Origin of the sequence: Bacillus sp. TH13 (assembly GCF_016651175.1) — a bacterium.
Lineage (GTDB): Bacteria > Bacillota > Bacilli > Bacillales > Bacillaceae_G > Bacillus_A > Bacillus_A thuringiensis_S.
In genome coordinates this window covers 2,260,588-2,276,027 of the sequence record NZ_JAEKEJ010000025.1, presented here as the reverse complement: position 1 = coordinate 2,276,027, position 15,440 = coordinate 2,260,588, and the positions used below count along the sequence as shown (strand labels likewise).

Genomic DNA, 15,440 nt, shown 5'->3' with positions numbered 1-15,440 from the left:
TACATTCTCCTTTAACCCGAAATTTTTGGTGTTGATGCTAACAATGTTTTTGTATAAGAATGTTGTGGATTACGGAACACTTCGTCCGTATTTCCAAATTCAACAAGTTCTCCTTTATATAAGACAGCCACTTTTTCACATAAATAGTGAACCATCGGCAAATCATGTGCGATAAATAAATATGTATAGCCTTGTTCCTTTTGAATTTTTTGCAGCAGATGTACAATTTGAATTTGCAATGAAACATCTAATGCTGAAATTGGTTCATCAAGGATCAATACTTCTGGCTCACACAATAACGCTCTTGCAATAGCGATACGTTGACGTTGTCCTCCGCTAAATTCATGCGGATATCGATCAATATATCTTCTATCTAATCCAACACGTTCTAGCGCATCACCTGCTACTTTATCCTTCAATCCTTTATCACCTAAACCGAATGAAATATAACCTTCCGTTACGCTATCGCGTACTTTCCAGCGCGGATTTAATGCTGCTGTGGAATCTTGAAAAATGAACTGTACTTTCTGTAAAAAATCTCGCTTATGAGCTGATTTCAGCTTGTGAACGACTTGACCGTTATAATTAATTTCACCAGACGTTGGACTCTCAATCCCTGCTATGAGCTTTCCAAGTGTTGTTTTTCCTGAACCACTTTTACCAATAATGCCAAGTGTTGTTCCTTTCGGGATAGAAAGTGATATGTCTTTTAACGCTGTGATTTCTTTACTTTTACTTCCATACGTTTTCGTTACTTGCTTTACAGTAATTAAATCTGTCGTCATGAGGCATTCACCTTCTCTTTTGATTTCGCTTTATTATGCTCTAGAACATGTTGCCAACAATGTGAACTATGCTCCTTAGAATATGTGGTTCTCTCTGGAAAACGATGAATACATTCTTTTATCGCTACTGAACAACGATTTACAAAAGGACAACCGAAGCTATTTAATGTTTCAATGGAAGGTGTCGTTCCTTCTATAGCACGTAATACCTTTTCGGAATCATCCATATTCGGAATTGCTTGTAATAAACTTTTCGTATATGGATGTTTAGGAGAACCTATTACCTCCTGTATCGTTCCTTTTTCAACGACACGTCCCCCGTACATAACAACTACTCGATCAGCTACTTCACGTACAAGTGCCAAATCATGTGTAATTAATAAAATACTCGTATTTTGTTTTTCTTTTCTTTCTTTTAATAGCCCCATAATTTGTTTCTGAATCGTTACATCTAACGCTGTTGTCGGCTCATCTGCAATTACAAGCTTTGGATGACAAGCAAACGCAATTGCTAAACAAATACGCTGCCTCATACCTCCGCTTAATTGATGTGGGTACTGTTCAAAGCGTTTCTCTGCTTCATGTATCCCTAAATCTGTTAACAAGTTAATCGCAATTTCCTTTGCTTCTCTTTTCGATTTTTTCTCATGTTGCAAAACTACTTCTGTAATTTGTTTGCCTACCTTCATCGTTGGGTTTAAAGATGAAAGCGGATCTTGGAATATAAAGGAAATATCTTTTCCACGAATTTGATTCCATTCTGACTCTTGTAAATTCGTTAATTCCTTTGCTTGGAAAGCTATATTTCCATCATCGATATGAATTGATTCTTGATTTAGTCCGATAATAGATTGTGCTGTAACACTTTTTCCTGAACCACTTTCTCCTACAAGTGCAACTATTTCACCTTCGTTAATAGAAAAGGAAACATGTTTCACAATCGCTTGCTTACTATTCTCTTTTTCAACGGCTAACGTTACGTTTTCTAAAGATAAGATTTGTGCCATGTTTTTTCTCCTTTCGATTCCGTTTGACGATTTTCGGATCAATTGCATCTTGCAAACCATCACCAATTGCATTAAATGCGAACATAATGAGTGCAATCATGATTGCCGGGAAAAATAACTGCCACCATTCTCCGCTCAATAATGTCCCGAGTGCATCATTCGTCATCGTCCCCCAACTTGCCGCTGGTGATTGTACTCCAAGTCCTATAAAGCTTAAAAATGATTCTGAAAAAATAGCTGCTGGAATTGTAAATGATAAATTTACGATAATAATCCCTGTTAAATTCGGAATTAAATGCCCATATATAATTTTCATATGTGATGTACCTAATCGCTCTGCTGCAATAACAAACTCTCGTTGTTTTAAAGACAATACTTGTGCTCGAATGAGACGAGCCATTCCAATCCATCCCGTTAATGCAAGGGCGATAATAATGGTGAAAAGACCTGGTTTCATAACAATTAATAGTAAAATAACAATTAACAAATATGGGATGCCATATAATACTTCAATTCCCCTTATAATCCACTCATCAATTAACGTTCCAAGGCGATTACGCCCTCTCACATATCCACTAAATCCACCAATCAGTACACCAAGCCCTATATCGAGGGCAGCTGCTACTAATCCAACTGTTAGTGAAATCTTCCCACCAGCCCAAGTACGTGCCCAAATATCTCTTCCTAGATCATCTGTTCCAAACCAATGTTCACTACTCGGCGGTAAATTTGTTGCCTCTTTTACTTGTTCACTCGCAGTAAATGAAGTTAAACTTTCGCCAATAAGCGAGAAAACAATAATTAGCAATAACGTCACTGTTCCTAAAACTGCGATTGGATTCGATATAAACTTACGAAACACTTCTTTCTTTCTGCTAATCGTTTGCTGATTTTTATTTATCGTTAATTCTTTTTTCTCTTCTTTCGTTAATAACTGTTCATTAATTTCATAAGCTCCCATTTAAATATCCCCCCTCCTTATGTAATAGAACGAATACGCGGATCAACAATGCGGTGAATAATATCTGTAATGAAAATACAAGCAATTAATAATGCACTATAGAAAATCGTTGTTCCCATAATCACCGGATAGTCTCGGTTAAAAATACTATCTACAAAATATTTTCCTAGGCCAGGAATTGAAAAGATTTTTTCAATAACGAAAGTCCCTGTTAAAAGTCCAGCCATTAACGGTCCCACAAATGTAAGTACTGGAACAATCGCATTTCGAAGAGCATGTCTTATAATAATCTTCTTAATTGGTATACCTTTTGCTCTTGCTAGCTTAATATAATCACTCTGCAGTACTTCAATCATATTAGAACGAACAAACCTCGTAATAACCGCGATTGGCCCTAACGCTAATGCAAAGGATGGCAATACCGTATGTTCGAATGTTCCCCAAGAAGCTACTGGTAAAAGCTCAAATTGGATAGCGAATACTTGTATAAATAGTGGTGCTAAAATAAAACTTGGAATAGAAATACCGAGAATTGCAAGTAAACTCAGACTATAGTCAATTACTTTTCCATGATATAGAGCAGCAAATGTCCCTGCCGCAATTCCTACTAACAACGAAATAACAAGTGCTTGTAGACCAATAATTGCCGATGGACCAAAGCCAGTTGTTATAATTTCTGATACCCCTTGTCCAGTTGATTGAACAGACTCACCAAAATCAAAATGAACTACACCGTCTAAATAAGCAACATATTGATTCCATAACGGTTCATCAAGGTGATACTTCGCTCTCATGTTTTGGATCACTTCTTCAGGAAAGATTTTTGCATCTGATGAAAATGGATCTCCCGGAATAATATGCATAATTAGAAATGTCACTGTCGTAATAACCCATAGTGTGAACACCATAACCGATAATTTTTTAATTACATACACTCTAATAACCCCCTAAACACATATATTTACTTTGTTTTATGAACGTACTTTTTCAATTACTCCCTTTTCTCTTTTTAGAATACAAAAAGCCTTGATCTTAAAAAATAAGATCAAGGCTTAATAAACAAAGGCCCATCACTTATCTTTCAAGACTTGCTTGCTGGAATTAGCACGGTGTTCCTATTACAGAACCCGCTGCTGAGGTGTCATAGGGCCAGTCCCTCTACCTCTCTGGATAAGTAAATTGCTATATTATTATTTGGTTCAAATTGTATATTTCGAATTATAATTCTGAAAAATTAAAAAGTCAATCGAATTGGATAAATTTATAAAAATCAGTTTTTAATCCTTTTATCGAAATTACAGTTTTCGGCTTATCATAAAAAGAAATGATGATAAAGGAGTTATAAGATGGACCCCTTACTTCTTGCTACTATAGGATTCCCCTTAACAATCGTTATACTTGTCATCATTGGCTTCTATAAACTCTTTATTAAAAAGAAAAGTATTACTTCTTTTTATACCCCTTTCGATAATATTACCGGGCAAACTATTTCCGAATTTTACGAAGAACAGAAGGTATTAGTATCCGAGGATGAAGACGGAGATGGCAAGAAGAAAAAATAACCTTGCACAGGCAAGGTTATTTTTTCGTTTCTGCTTGAAAACGTTTATAGTATGTCGATGCTGTTGCAAAATTAATTTCTATATCACGAATCAACGATGAATCTTCTTCTTTAGCTAACTTCTGTAATTTTTTCATTGCTTGTTCCGATTCATTTAAGAAACCAACATATACCTCATGTTCTTGCTCTTTCGACTTCGGAACACGAATTTCTTTACGTATATTATCAATATCTTCTAACATGCTCGTTGTTACCTTTTGCACATCTTCTTTATATGTAGCCTTCGTTATTTCCTTACCGCCCTTTTCCTTTGCCACTTCAAATAGCTGCAGTGCGTTATTAATTTCTTTATTCATTTTTATATCGTATTTTTCATGTACTGCACGGTATTCTTTCATCTCTTCTGTTTGTTCTGTAGATTGCTCTATCTTTTCTTTCGGTTCTTTCGTATCTTTATTTCCATCACATCCTGCTAGAAGGATCATACTTCCCATTACAGCAATACCTAAAACCTTCTTCATCTCTTCTTCTCCTTTTATCTACAACTACTACTCATTATAGTTTCTTTTATCTCCACTTGTTATTATACCGAGAACATCCTACTTTTTACACTTAAGACGACATCGTAATATATATACCAACATGTTTGTCACAGTATCGTCACTTTATACAAATAACTTTTGCAATGCTTTACTACATCACCTTACAAAACTGTAAGCACACATAAAGAACAAACCATGCTAGACTTACATATGCATAACGCAAACATATGTAAGTTTTTAAGGAGAATCATCTATGTACAACACAACGCCTTTTATGGGAGAAGATATTCGTGTCCTTATTCGCGAAAAATCACTTCATATCGAAAATACAGAGAGCCTTCGCCGCGTATTAAAGAAGAAGCATGCTCCATTTAAGTTAGCCCAATATTTAAAACAACAACATACAAATCAATTTCATACCGTGCTAAATATATCGGATAAATCATTAACAATCGAAATCATCGGTCATGTCTACATTGGAAACTTCGCAGATATCTTAAAAGAAATCCCACGTATACCGAAAATTACTCCTATTATCGTTAAAAAAGCATATAAAATTACCGGCCATACCGATATTATCGACTGCGGGGAAAAAGAGGTCGATAGTAATCGCTGGGTGTGGGATAAACTTGCTGTTTTATATGATACGATCATGAATAATATGTATGAGGTATTTCAAAAAAATGAAAAAAAGAACTGATTCAAACATTCCCTTTGAATCAGTTCTTTTTTGTTAAGCCTCTAGATTTTGTTTTTGCTGCAGTTCAAACTGCTTCTCACTTCTTCTGGCCATAAATAGATAACATAACACTGCTCCTACTTCACAAAGCGCAATAACAACACCCATCGGTAATGCTGTATTACTTCCACCGATACCTACTAGCGGAGCAACAAGAGCTCCTGAAATAAACTGTAATAAACCTAATAAAGCTGATGCTGTTCCTGCAGCTTGTTTCTGATTTCTCATCGCTAATGAGAACCCAGTTGTTGATACAACCCCGACACTTGATACGACAAGGAATAACGAACATAAAACACCAATTAAACCTATTCCTAGTACGATTGTCAGTAATAAAGATAGGCCACCAACAGCTGCGATAATAATACCAGCAATAAATAATGTCTTCTCATTCACTTTCCCCGCTAAACGCCCCGTTACCTGACTAGCAATAATAATACCGATGCCGTTAATCGCAAAGAATAAACTAAATTGCTGTGGTGATGCTCCGTATATGTTCTGCAACACAAATGGTGAGCCCGAAATGTATGCAAACATTGCCGCTGTTACTAATCCTTGTGACAATGCATATCCCATAAATAGACGGTCCTTTAACAATTTTCCGTACGTCGCCAAAGTCCCTGACAAACCACCCGTTTCTCTTTCTTCAGGAGGTAATGTTTCACGCAATACAAAAGTAGCTGAGATTAACATGAATACGCTAATTGCTCCAAGAACGATGAAAACACCGCGCCACGTTGTAAACTGTAACAATTGCCCTCCAATAATTGGTGCCAAAATAGGTGCTGCTCCGTTTACTAACATAAGCAGTGAGAAAAACTTCGTCATTTCAGAACCTGAGTACATATCACGTACCATTGCACGTGATATAACAATCCCGGCTGATCCTGAAGCTCCTTGTAGGAAGCGCAATAACACCAATGTCCAAATAGATGGCGCAACAGCACAAAGTAAAGAAGAAGCAACGTAAATAATAAGAGCAATAATAAGTGGTTTGCGTCTTCCGTAAATATCACTAATTGAGCCAACAAATAATTGTCCTACTGACAGCCCAAGCAAACAAGCTGTTAATGTAAGCTGCGCTAGGGATGCACCTGTTTGCAAGTCATCCGTTAACTTCGGTAATGAAGGCAAATACATATCAATAGATAATGGCCCAATCGCCGTAAGTGTTCCTAATACAAGAATCATCCATAACCTGTTTGCCTTTACAGGTTTATATATTTCGTGATTAACTTCATTCACTTTTTCAATTCACCCTTTCCTATACACACTGAATCGTAACAATTATAGTTACATCATAAACATACGTCAAGTACAGCGCATTTTCCTCTTTCATAATGTAAAAAAAGCGATAGAAATTCTATCGCTTTACTTTTTAACATTGCTATTCGTAAATTTAGATACCGAGGCCATCGTCTCTCCTGTATCTAAATATGTAATTTGAATTGGGTCTCCTACTTCTGTAAACATAGCATACGGGAATTTCTTCACCGGTATCATAAATACCTTTTGTTCATTCTCTAAAAGTACGTACACGATTGTATTTTCACCTGATTTCTCTTTATATACACGTTGTACAATACCTTCTTTTTGCGCTTCTTTTCCTGTTGAGGTTGGTCTAAAGGTATCACCATTACCGCTCATTACGTTTTTATAATTCTCAAGCGCTTCTTTCTGCGAAGAACCTGTCGCAAATATTTTTGCATTAGCAGCATAAACAACTGTATGTGCACGTACTAGGCCTCCGTCATCAACAACCGGAATAATCCAAGCTGGTTTACCGTATACGTTATAAATGACAGGCATTGTCCCATGCCATTTCTCTCTCTTAAAGGAATTATCCACTACTTCTGTAGCTGCTGAACCATCCATAATCCCCTTTACTTCTTTTCCATTATAGTAATATAGCTCGCCTGTGCGTGCATCTACTAATGAATAGCCTAGGGCTGAATCTACTCCTTCTTTTGGAGAAGTAAAGTCTGTAAAATAATACAGTGTTCCATCTTTACCAAAGATCGGGGTCACGCCTTCTTTCGTTCCCCACTCAGTCGGAATCTTCATATCAGTTTGCGAAAATTTCGTATTCCAAAATCCGTGAATATATTTACCAAAGTACGTATTTAACGTAGATGCAGTCTCATGATTTAATACACCATCAACAAATTTAGGTGCCTTTCCTTTATCATACCTTTTCACTTCACCTGTTTGTGCGTCTACTACGACAACACCTTCTACCTCAAATCCAGATCTTCCTGAAATAAATTCACCATACGTCATTGTATAATATGGTTTCCCTTTATCATCAACCTCAAATTTAGGTTTTCCTTTAAAGATTAAATCTGGTTCTGCTTGCCTTACCACACGCTCTAAATTATTACCAAAAAACATGCTTGGCACATATTTCATTTTATAACCGAGGTGCAGTTTCGCTTCCGCATCAGGATTCGTACCTGACATCGTTACATACCCTGGAATTGTCTCAGCTTTACGCGCTTTAAAAAATCCTGAAACTTCAATCGGCGCTACATATAAAGCTTCGCCGTTTACCATTTGTGGCGTTAATTCTCCTAGCTCAAAATAAGCTACTTTCGGAATATCACCAAATACTTTTTTCATCTTATTCTCCGCTGTCTTTGGCGGCACTGTAAACGGCTGGTCATTTTCAGTAAATGGCTCTGAAATATCTTTCTCTACCTTAACAACAGAATCATATTTCTTTTGCGAGATTACTATATCGTGCAAATAACCAAAGTAACCGTAACTTGCGAGTAAAATAAACATTAGAAGTCCTTTTAACGTACCTTCTAATTTACCTATTTGATCTTGTGAAAATAAAACAAGCCCAATTAAAATTGCTACTGCAACAGAATAATGAGTAAGAATCGAATCTACTCGATCATCAATTAGCCAAAAGTATTCATAGATTGCAATACCTATCCAAAATAAAACAGGAATAACTAAAATAGATGATTTCTTACCCTTTACAACCTTCTTATCTCCCTTCTTATCCACCGCTCGAAGCTTACTACTACTTCTTGTCCATGGAATCAAAAACAAAGTAAGAATAGCTAAAACTACAAATTTCATCAAAGGCACTGTCCCCTTTTCTTTTGTATTCCCTTTTAGTATAACAAATAAAGGGTATTAAGGTGAAAATAGGAATAGTTATATTTTTTTACTACTTAATACAATCCCGCTCACTACATATAGAATAGATGCAATATAAAAAATTGTACCAATCGTAAAGAAATCTACTAAATATCCCGTGGCAATAACCGCTACTGCTCCGCCAATGGATGTCCACACATGGTATTTTCCAATCTCATAACCAGCCTTTTCCTGCGCAACCTTTCGTGCTAACGAAGTCTTCTCAGTATTACGCTGCACAGCACCTAAAACACCCATTACAATTTGAAGAATATACACATGCCAAACTTCCGTGGCAATTGGAAAGCAAAGCATTAAGATTGCCATGGACCAAGCGTATATGATTAATAATTTTTTATCACCTACTTGATCAGATACCTTTCCCACTAGTGGATATACAAGTGCTGATGTTAAAGCAAATAAGCCATACGCCCAGCCAAATTGCGAGAAGCTATTTCCAACGTTTCGAAGCAATAATATATAAAAAGGAAATACCATACTTCCTGCCATCATGATGATACTTTGCGAAGCCACAAATCTTCTATATGTCATTTCGTATACTCCCTATAAAATAAATTCACAAATCTCTCTTCTGAATCTACTTCCTTCTTTTTCTTGAGAAATTCTTCAATGCGAGGATATGCCCTCTTTAACTGCTCTTTCGTTGGATAAGAATAATATGGCAAATAGTAACTACCATTATGCTTTAAAGTAACATCAATCATCTTTCGAATGACATCCTCTGTTTTCTTTATCTCACTCTCTGAGCGTCCCTGGTTAATCAAAAGAACCAGCGCAAACATATCATCTTTCGCATAGGACAAAACTGCATTTTCATTCTTTTCCACGTAACGAATCGTAATGTTGAGTAAATTAAACTCTTCTTCATTTAATACGTTACGTAAATCATCTATATACTCTGTGAAAGCATCTATAGGCACAAAGTATTCTTGTAACACTTCGGTCCTATTTGGATTTTCATATTCCATAAAAGCACTATCTGATCTCATAACGTTATTACGCGTCTCATACTTTCCATCTGTACGTTCAAAATAACCTCTTTGTATATCCCAAAATGTATTCTTTCCCCAATCACTATAACGTGATAACCCAAGTAAAAATTTCGGTGCAGCTATAATATTTTCTTCCTTTAATTCACTGTACTCTTCTCTCATATTTTGATTTTGTACCAAAGTATAATTTGTCACATACATCTCTTTTAAAAATGAATTTGGAGCAACAGAAATACGCGCTAAGTGCATACGAACATTCTCATCTCTTTTCACTTTCTCTTTGAAATAAGATGCGTATTCTTTATAATCTATCATTCTCGTGTGCATTTCATATAATTCATCATCTGTTAACTTCAGCGTCACATCTAAAATAACTCCAAATAAACCGTAACCCCCAATGACATATGGAAATAACTCTGCATTTTCTTCTCTACTTACATTACGCACCGTGCCATCTGCCATTAACAATCTGAATGACTCTACTGTATCAATTAGTGCCTCATGACGAATATCACGCCCATGTACATTCACACTTAATGAACCACCAACAGTAAAAATATTTTGAGACTGCATGACCTGTACCGCAAGGCCATAAGGATTTATTTTCTTCTGAATATCATTCCACGTGACACCACTTTGAACTGTAATCCGCTTCTTCTCTGGATCAAATTCTAATATTTTATTATATCCTTTCATATCGAGCATCGTGCCATTCGGATAATATGTCTGTCCTCCTTGGCTATGTTGCATGCCTGCAATGGAAATTTTCTCTCCTGAAACTTTTGCATCTCGCACTAATTTTATTAACGAGTGCTCTTCCGTAGCACTTTCAACACGTTTTATTTTTGTCGGAAGCAATTTACCTACATCACTCATAATAGGATGATCAATTTGTTTTTTATACGTATGTACAGACGTTGCAAGCAAAACCGTATATGTGACAATGACCACTGCTATCTTTCTTTTTTTCAAAGGACACTCTCCTTATTAGCAACAAAAAGAGATACCCGTTCTTTCAGGTACCTCTCTTGACAGTGATTACTTTGCTGCTGGCAATTGTATTGGATCAAATTTATCATACGATGTAAACTTTGCATCCGTAATAATGTGCGCTTTATCCTCACCATTGCTACTCATAACCATATCTATCTTTGCTGATTCATATTTAAAATCTTTTGTAATAATATATTCCCCATCTATTTCTTCTATCTTTGCATTTTGGCCTTGTAGCATTTTTTTCTGCTTTTCATCCATACTAGCTAGCATACTCTCTGTCTCTTGCCCTTTTAATGCAAACTTCAGCTTATAATTATCTCCACTTTTCTCCATCTTCACTTTATTTAAAATTTCCGATGGAATCTCTAAATTATCTACCATTCCTTGAGTCGCGTTCATTCCGTTAGCATTTAATTGTTCCTCTGGTACAGACATAACTTCACCCGTATTAGGATTTTTCAACTGACCAGCAATTTTGCCACCCACATCATAAACAACAACCTCTGTACCAGAAACATTCATTTCAGAACGAGAATTTTTTTTCTTCGGCTCTAGTTGCATTTTGGCCTTTATTACATTCATCTCTGTTCCTTCAGCCTTTATTCCCACATCATATGTCATCGTTACATTTTCTTCGTTTTTAAAAGCTTCATTCGCTTTATTGAAAACATCCTTCGCTGTTAATTCCTTTTCTTTCTGCACAGCTTCTTTTTTCGGTTCATCAGTCTTTTTTGTTTTCTCATTACTACACCCTACTCCTAGACCGACTGCAAGTACTAAACTTGAAATTAAAATAAGTTTTTTCATAACGTCCCCTCCTTCCCCAAAATAATATCATCTCTTTTCCTATTAAATCTATATAATTCGTAATATTTATCTTTAAATTTATTTCCTATATAACAACATGTTTGAGAAAAATTTTAAATATGATGTAAATAATAACAACTCATTTCAGGAGGTCATTATGAAAGCGATTATTTGTACAAAGTACGGACCACCTAATGTTCTCCAGCTTCAAAATGTAGAAAAGCCTAAACCTAAAAAAAATGAAGTATTAGTTAAAATTCACGCAACAAGTGTATCGACTGGAGATTGTAGAATACGTGGCTTTAATAGCCCCCTCTTATTTTGGATTCCTATGCGGATCATATTAGGTTTCAGAAAACCGAGAAAACCTATACTTGGCGTAGAGTTATCCGGTGAAATCGAAGACATTGGAACAGATGTAACACAATTTAAAAAAGGAGATCAAGTTTTTGCATTAACAGAACTAAACCTTGGTGGTTATGCGGAATACACATGCGTGCATGAAAGTGGATTAATAGCATTAAAACCTACCAATGTGACATATGAAGAAGCTGCTGTTATTCCTTTTGGCGGAACTTCAGCATTGCACTTCCTTAGAAAAGGACAGATTAAAAAAGGACAACGAGTACTTATATACGGCGCCTCTGGGTCAGTAGGGACAGCTGCCGTACAACTTGCTAAATACTTCGGGGCGACTGTCACAGCCATTTGTAGTAGTTCGAATTTCGATTTAGTAACAGCTTTAGGGGCAGACAACGTAATTGATTATATGAAAGAAGATTTTACTAAGCAGGGCGAGCACTACGATATTATATTTGATGCAGTTGGAAAATATAAAAAGTCTCTTTGTACAGATGCATTAATGCCTAATGGAAAATATGTATCTGTGAACGGAATGATGGCAAAGGTCAGTAAAGAAGATATGAACCTACTAAAACAACTAGCTGAAACAGAAAAGCTAAAACCTGTTATTGATAGAACTTACCGATTAGAAGAAATTGCTGAAGCTCATATATATGTAGAAAAAGGACATAAAAAGGGGAACGTTTCGATTACCTTAAAATAAAATATATTCTGAAAATACCATTGACAATTTTTTTTGTACGATTTACTATTAGTACCATATTCAAAACTACATACACATACTCTTATCAAGAGTGGCGGAGGGACTGGCCCGATGATGCCCGGCAACCGAGCTTATGACGTATAAGCTAAGGTGCTAATTCCTGCAAAACGAGTTTTCGTTTTGGAAGATAAGAGAGGAATCTATTTCGTCTATTCGGCACCTCTCTTATTTTTGGGAGGTGCTTTTTATTTTGGAATGTATATGAAGGGGGATTTATAGATGAAAAAGGTATTATTAAGCATCGTAAGCGGAGCAGTATTGTTATTAGGCGCATGTAGCGTGAGTTCAGATAAAGAGGTAAAAGCATTAGACGAGAAAAAGATTACTGTCGGTGTAACAGGTGGACCACATGAACAAATTTTTGAAAAGGTAAAAGAAGTTGCAGCAAAAGATGGTCTCGAAATTGATATAAAAGTATTTAATGATTATGTAGCGCCAAACGTATCATTAGATGAAAAAAGCCTTGATGTAAATAGCTACCAAACGAAATCGTATTTAGATGTATTTAAAGCTGAACGCAATATGAAATTAGCTGAAGTATTTTCAACAGTAACATTCCCTATGGGCGTATATTCTAAAGATATAAAAGATGTAAAAGACTTAAAAGAGGGCGATGCAATTGCTGTACCAAATGACCCAACGAATGAACTTCGAGCTTTAAAATTATTTGAAAAAGCAGGGGTTTTAAAAGTTGATCCAAAGGCTACAGAAAAAGCGACTGCAAAAGATGTAATTGAAAATCCCAAAAAATTAAAGATTGTCGAATTAGAGGCATCTCAATTACCAACGCAACTAAGTGAAGTGAAAGCAGCTGCAATTAACACAAACTTTGCATTAGGTGCAAAATTAAGTCCGGCGAAAGATTCTATTTTCCGCGAAGGAAAAGATTCACCATATGTGAACTGGGTCGTTGTTCGTACTGAAAATAAAGATGATGCTGTTGTAAACAAATTAAAGAAAGCTTATCAATCTAAAGAAGTAAAAAAGTTTATCGAGAAAAAATTTGATGGTTCAGTTTTACCATCTTGGTAGGAGCTGACGATAATGATTGAATTAAAAAACATATCCAAAGTATTTACAACAAAAAAAGGGAATGTTGAGGCTCTTAAGTCTACTTCCCTTAAAGTAGAAAAAGGCGAGGTATTTGGAATCATTGGGTATAGTGGCGCTGGTAAAAGTACATTGATTCGATGTGTAAATTTATTAGAAAAACCAACGACAGGAAATATCATTGTAAACGAACAAGACTTAACAACGTTATCGACAAAAGAACTCGCAAAAGCGAGACAAAAAATCGGAATGATCTTCCAAGGATTCAATTTACTTAAAACTGTTACCGTTTATGAAAATATCGCATTACCGTTACGGCTTACTGGCATTCCAAAAGCAGAAATTGAAAAAAGAGTAGAAAAGTATTTACGCATTGTCGATCTTTTTAATCGAAAAGATGCGTATCCAAGCGAACTTTCTGGTGGGCAAAAACAGCGTGTTGCAATTGCTCGTGCGCTATCACATGAACCTGAAGTGTTATTAAGTGATGAAGCAACGAGCGCATTAGATCCAGAAACAACCGATTCTATCCTTGATTTGCTATTAAAGATTAACGAAGAAATCGGAATTACGATTTTACTCATTACACATGAAATGAATGTCATCCAGCGTATATGTGACCGCGTTGCTGTTATGGAACATGGATCTGTAGTCGAAAGTGGGACTGTAAAAGATATTTTCACAAACCCACAACATGTAACAACAAAGAAATTTGTAAATAGCGCATTTGCAGCGAAAATTCCAGAAGAGGTACAGAAAGAACTACAAAGTACTGGAGAAATTGTAACACTTTCGTTTATTGGCACTACTTCAGGGGAACCTGCCTTAGCCGTTGCCACAAAACGTTTCCAAGTGTATCCGAATATTTTATCCGGTAATATTACGCAGTTAAAACATGAAGCATATGGGAAACTAGTCGTTCACATGCAAGGGGGACAAAATGAAATCCAACGTGCTTTATCATTTTTACAAGAGCAAGGAATCATCGTAGAAGGAGGTAGAACAGATTATGGGAAACAAGCCCTTTTTGGATGAATGGGGTAAAGTCATATGGGAAGCCACAATCCAAACCTTTCAAATGACATCTATTTCATTACTCATCTCTATCCTTATTGCACTGCCACTTGGCGTCACACTTGTTTTAACGAGACCTGGTGGGCAGCGTGAAAATAAAATCATCTATCCTATTCTTAATACAATTATTAATATCATTCGCTCTCTTCCATTTATCATTCTATTATTCTTTATTTTACCTTTTACAAAGTTTCTAATGGGAACGTCCATTGGCGTGCAAGGTGTTATCGTACCGCTTGTCGTCTTCACAGCCCCTTATATCGCACGTTTAATGGAGACAGCTTTACTAGAAGTCGATCGAGGTGTCATTGAAGCCTACCAAGCGATGGGCGTTTCTACTATAAAAATCATTTGGCACGTTATGGTGAAAGAAGCACGTCCCTCCCTTGTACTCGGATTAACAATCGCAACAATTGGCTTAATTGGCGCAACAGCAATGGCTGGCCTTGTAGGTGCTGGCGGGCTAGGGGATTTAGCATATCGCTTCGGACATTTACGCTACGAGCCTGAAGTAATGTATGCAACTGTCTTTATTTTAATTATCCTCGTTCAAGGATTACAGTCTTTAGGGAATGGTGTTGCACGAAGACTGAAGAAAGATTAAAAAAGAAGGTATCTCCTCAGGGTGA

At 36.3% G+C, this 15,440-nt stretch carries 16 protein-coding genes and 2 riboswitches; of the genes, 6 read left to right on the top strand and 10 right to left on the bottom strand.

Translation table 11 applies throughout. From position 1 onward, the window contains the following. Positions 1-11: 11 nt before the first annotated feature. Genes JFU02_RS20215 through JFU02_RS20200 form a run of 4 tightly spaced genes read right to left on the bottom strand, consistent with a single transcriptional unit; the run spans position 12 to position 3,688 of the window. Positions 12-785: an ABC transporter ATP-binding protein gene (locus JFU02_RS20215; RefSeq protein WP_201071519.1), complete on the bottom strand. Its 774-nt coding sequence runs from the start codon at positions 783-785 to the stop codon at positions 12-14. Beyond that, positions 782-1,792: an ABC transporter ATP-binding protein gene (locus JFU02_RS20210; protein ID WP_000057271.1), complete on the bottom strand. Its 1,011-nt coding sequence runs from the start codon at positions 1,790-1,792 to the stop codon at positions 782-784. The genes JFU02_RS20215 and JFU02_RS20210 overlap by 4 nt, the downstream gene beginning before the upstream one ends. Then, positions 1,749-2,753, bottom strand: coding sequence for an ABC transporter permease (locus tag JFU02_RS20205; RefSeq protein ID WP_016083992.1), 1,005 nt, complete (start codon positions 2,751-2,753; stop codon positions 1,749-1,751). Before JFU02_RS20205 ends, JFU02_RS20210 begins: the two co-directional genes overlap by 44 nt. Before the next feature lie 17 nt (positions 2,754-2,770). Further along, positions 2,771-3,688, bottom strand: coding sequence for an ABC transporter permease (locus JFU02_RS20200; protein WP_000289317.1), 918 nt, complete (start codon positions 3,686-3,688; stop codon positions 2,771-2,773). 136 nt (positions 3,689-3,824) lie between these two features. Continuing rightward, positions 3,825-3,930: riboswitch (SAM riboswitch) on the bottom strand. Between the two features lie 169 nt (positions 3,931-4,099). Here JFU02_RS20200 and JFU02_RS20195 point away from each other — a divergent pair. Then, positions 4,100-4,315 carry a DUF3951 domain-containing protein gene (locus JFU02_RS20195; protein WP_000371382.1) on the top strand — a complete coding sequence of 72 codons (216 nt, stop codon included), beginning with the start codon at positions 4,100-4,102 and terminating at the stop codon, positions 4,313-4,315. A gap of 16 nt (positions 4,316-4,331) precedes the next feature. On the opposite strand, the gene JFU02_RS20190 is transcribed toward JFU02_RS20195, so the two are convergent. Then, on the bottom strand, positions 4,332-4,835 hold the full coding sequence (locus JFU02_RS20190) for a hypothetical protein (protein WP_098316154.1): 504 nt from the start codon (positions 4,833-4,835) through the stop codon (positions 4,332-4,334). A gap of 274 nt (positions 4,836-5,109) precedes the next feature. Between JFU02_RS20190 and JFU02_RS20185 the strand changes: the two genes are divergently transcribed. After that, complete coding sequence (locus tag JFU02_RS20185; RefSeq protein ID WP_000282892.1) at positions 5,110-5,556, top strand: hypothetical protein; 447 nt, start codon at positions 5,110-5,112, stop codon at positions 5,554-5,556. Positions 5,557-5,589: 33 nt separating this feature from the next. Here JFU02_RS20185 and JFU02_RS20180 read toward each other — a convergent pair whose 3' ends face one another. The 5 genes from JFU02_RS20180 to JFU02_RS20160 form a co-directional block, all read right to left on the bottom strand. Next, on the bottom strand, positions 5,590-6,849 hold the full coding sequence (locus tag JFU02_RS20180) for a multidrug effflux MFS transporter (RefSeq protein ID WP_223285854.1): 1,260 nt from the start codon (positions 6,847-6,849) through the stop codon (positions 5,590-5,592). A 117-nt stretch (positions 6,850-6,966) separates the two neighbouring features. Further along, positions 6,967-8,685 (bottom strand): DUF3981 domain-containing protein, encoded by a 1,719-nt coding sequence (locus JFU02_RS20175; protein WP_000674041.1) that lies wholly within the window; start codon positions 8,683-8,685, stop codon positions 6,967-6,969. 78 nt (positions 8,686-8,763) lie between these two features. Next, positions 8,764-9,297, bottom strand: coding sequence for an MFS transporter (locus JFU02_RS20170; RefSeq protein WP_000222367.1), 534 nt, complete (start codon positions 9,295-9,297; stop codon positions 8,764-8,766). Then, positions 9,294-10,730 (bottom strand): FAD-binding oxidoreductase, encoded by a 1,437-nt coding sequence (locus tag JFU02_RS20165; RefSeq protein WP_061666742.1) that lies wholly within the window; start codon positions 10,728-10,730, stop codon positions 9,294-9,296. Before JFU02_RS20165 ends, JFU02_RS20170 begins: the two co-directional genes overlap by 4 nt. Before the next feature lie 66 nt (positions 10,731-10,796). Beyond that, on the bottom strand, positions 10,797-11,561 hold the full coding sequence (locus JFU02_RS20160; RefSeq protein WP_000733614.1) for a DUF6612 family protein: 765 nt from the start codon (positions 11,559-11,561) through the stop codon (positions 10,797-10,799). Between the two features lie 157 nt (positions 11,562-11,718). Here JFU02_RS20160 and JFU02_RS20155 point away from each other — a divergent pair, with 157 nt between their 5' ends. From JFU02_RS20155 to JFU02_RS20140, 4 genes are all read left to right on the top strand, one after another. Next, positions 11,719-12,627, top strand: coding sequence for an NAD(P)-dependent alcohol dehydrogenase (locus JFU02_RS20155; RefSeq protein WP_061666744.1), 909 nt, complete (start codon positions 11,719-11,721; stop codon positions 12,625-12,627). Between the two features lie 79 nt (positions 12,628-12,706). Continuing rightward, positions 12,707-12,821: riboswitch (SAM riboswitch) on the top strand. Between the two features lie 85 nt (positions 12,822-12,906). Continuing rightward, positions 12,907-13,719: a MetQ/NlpA family ABC transporter substrate-binding protein gene (locus tag JFU02_RS20150; protein ID WP_061666745.1), complete on the top strand. Its 813-nt coding sequence runs from the start codon at positions 12,907-12,909 to the stop codon at positions 13,717-13,719. Positions 13,720-13,731: 12 nt separating this feature from the next. Further along, positions 13,732-14,772, top strand: a complete 1,041-nt coding sequence (locus tag JFU02_RS20145; RefSeq protein ID WP_061666746.1) for a methionine ABC transporter ATP-binding protein — start codon at positions 13,732-13,734, stop codon at positions 14,770-14,772. Continuing rightward, positions 14,747-15,415 (top strand): methionine ABC transporter permease, encoded by a 669-nt coding sequence (locus JFU02_RS20140; RefSeq protein ID WP_061666747.1) that lies wholly within the window; start codon positions 14,747-14,749, stop codon positions 15,413-15,415. The genes JFU02_RS20145 and JFU02_RS20140 overlap by 26 nt, the downstream gene beginning before the upstream one ends. Positions 15,416-15,440: the final 25 nt, after the last annotated feature.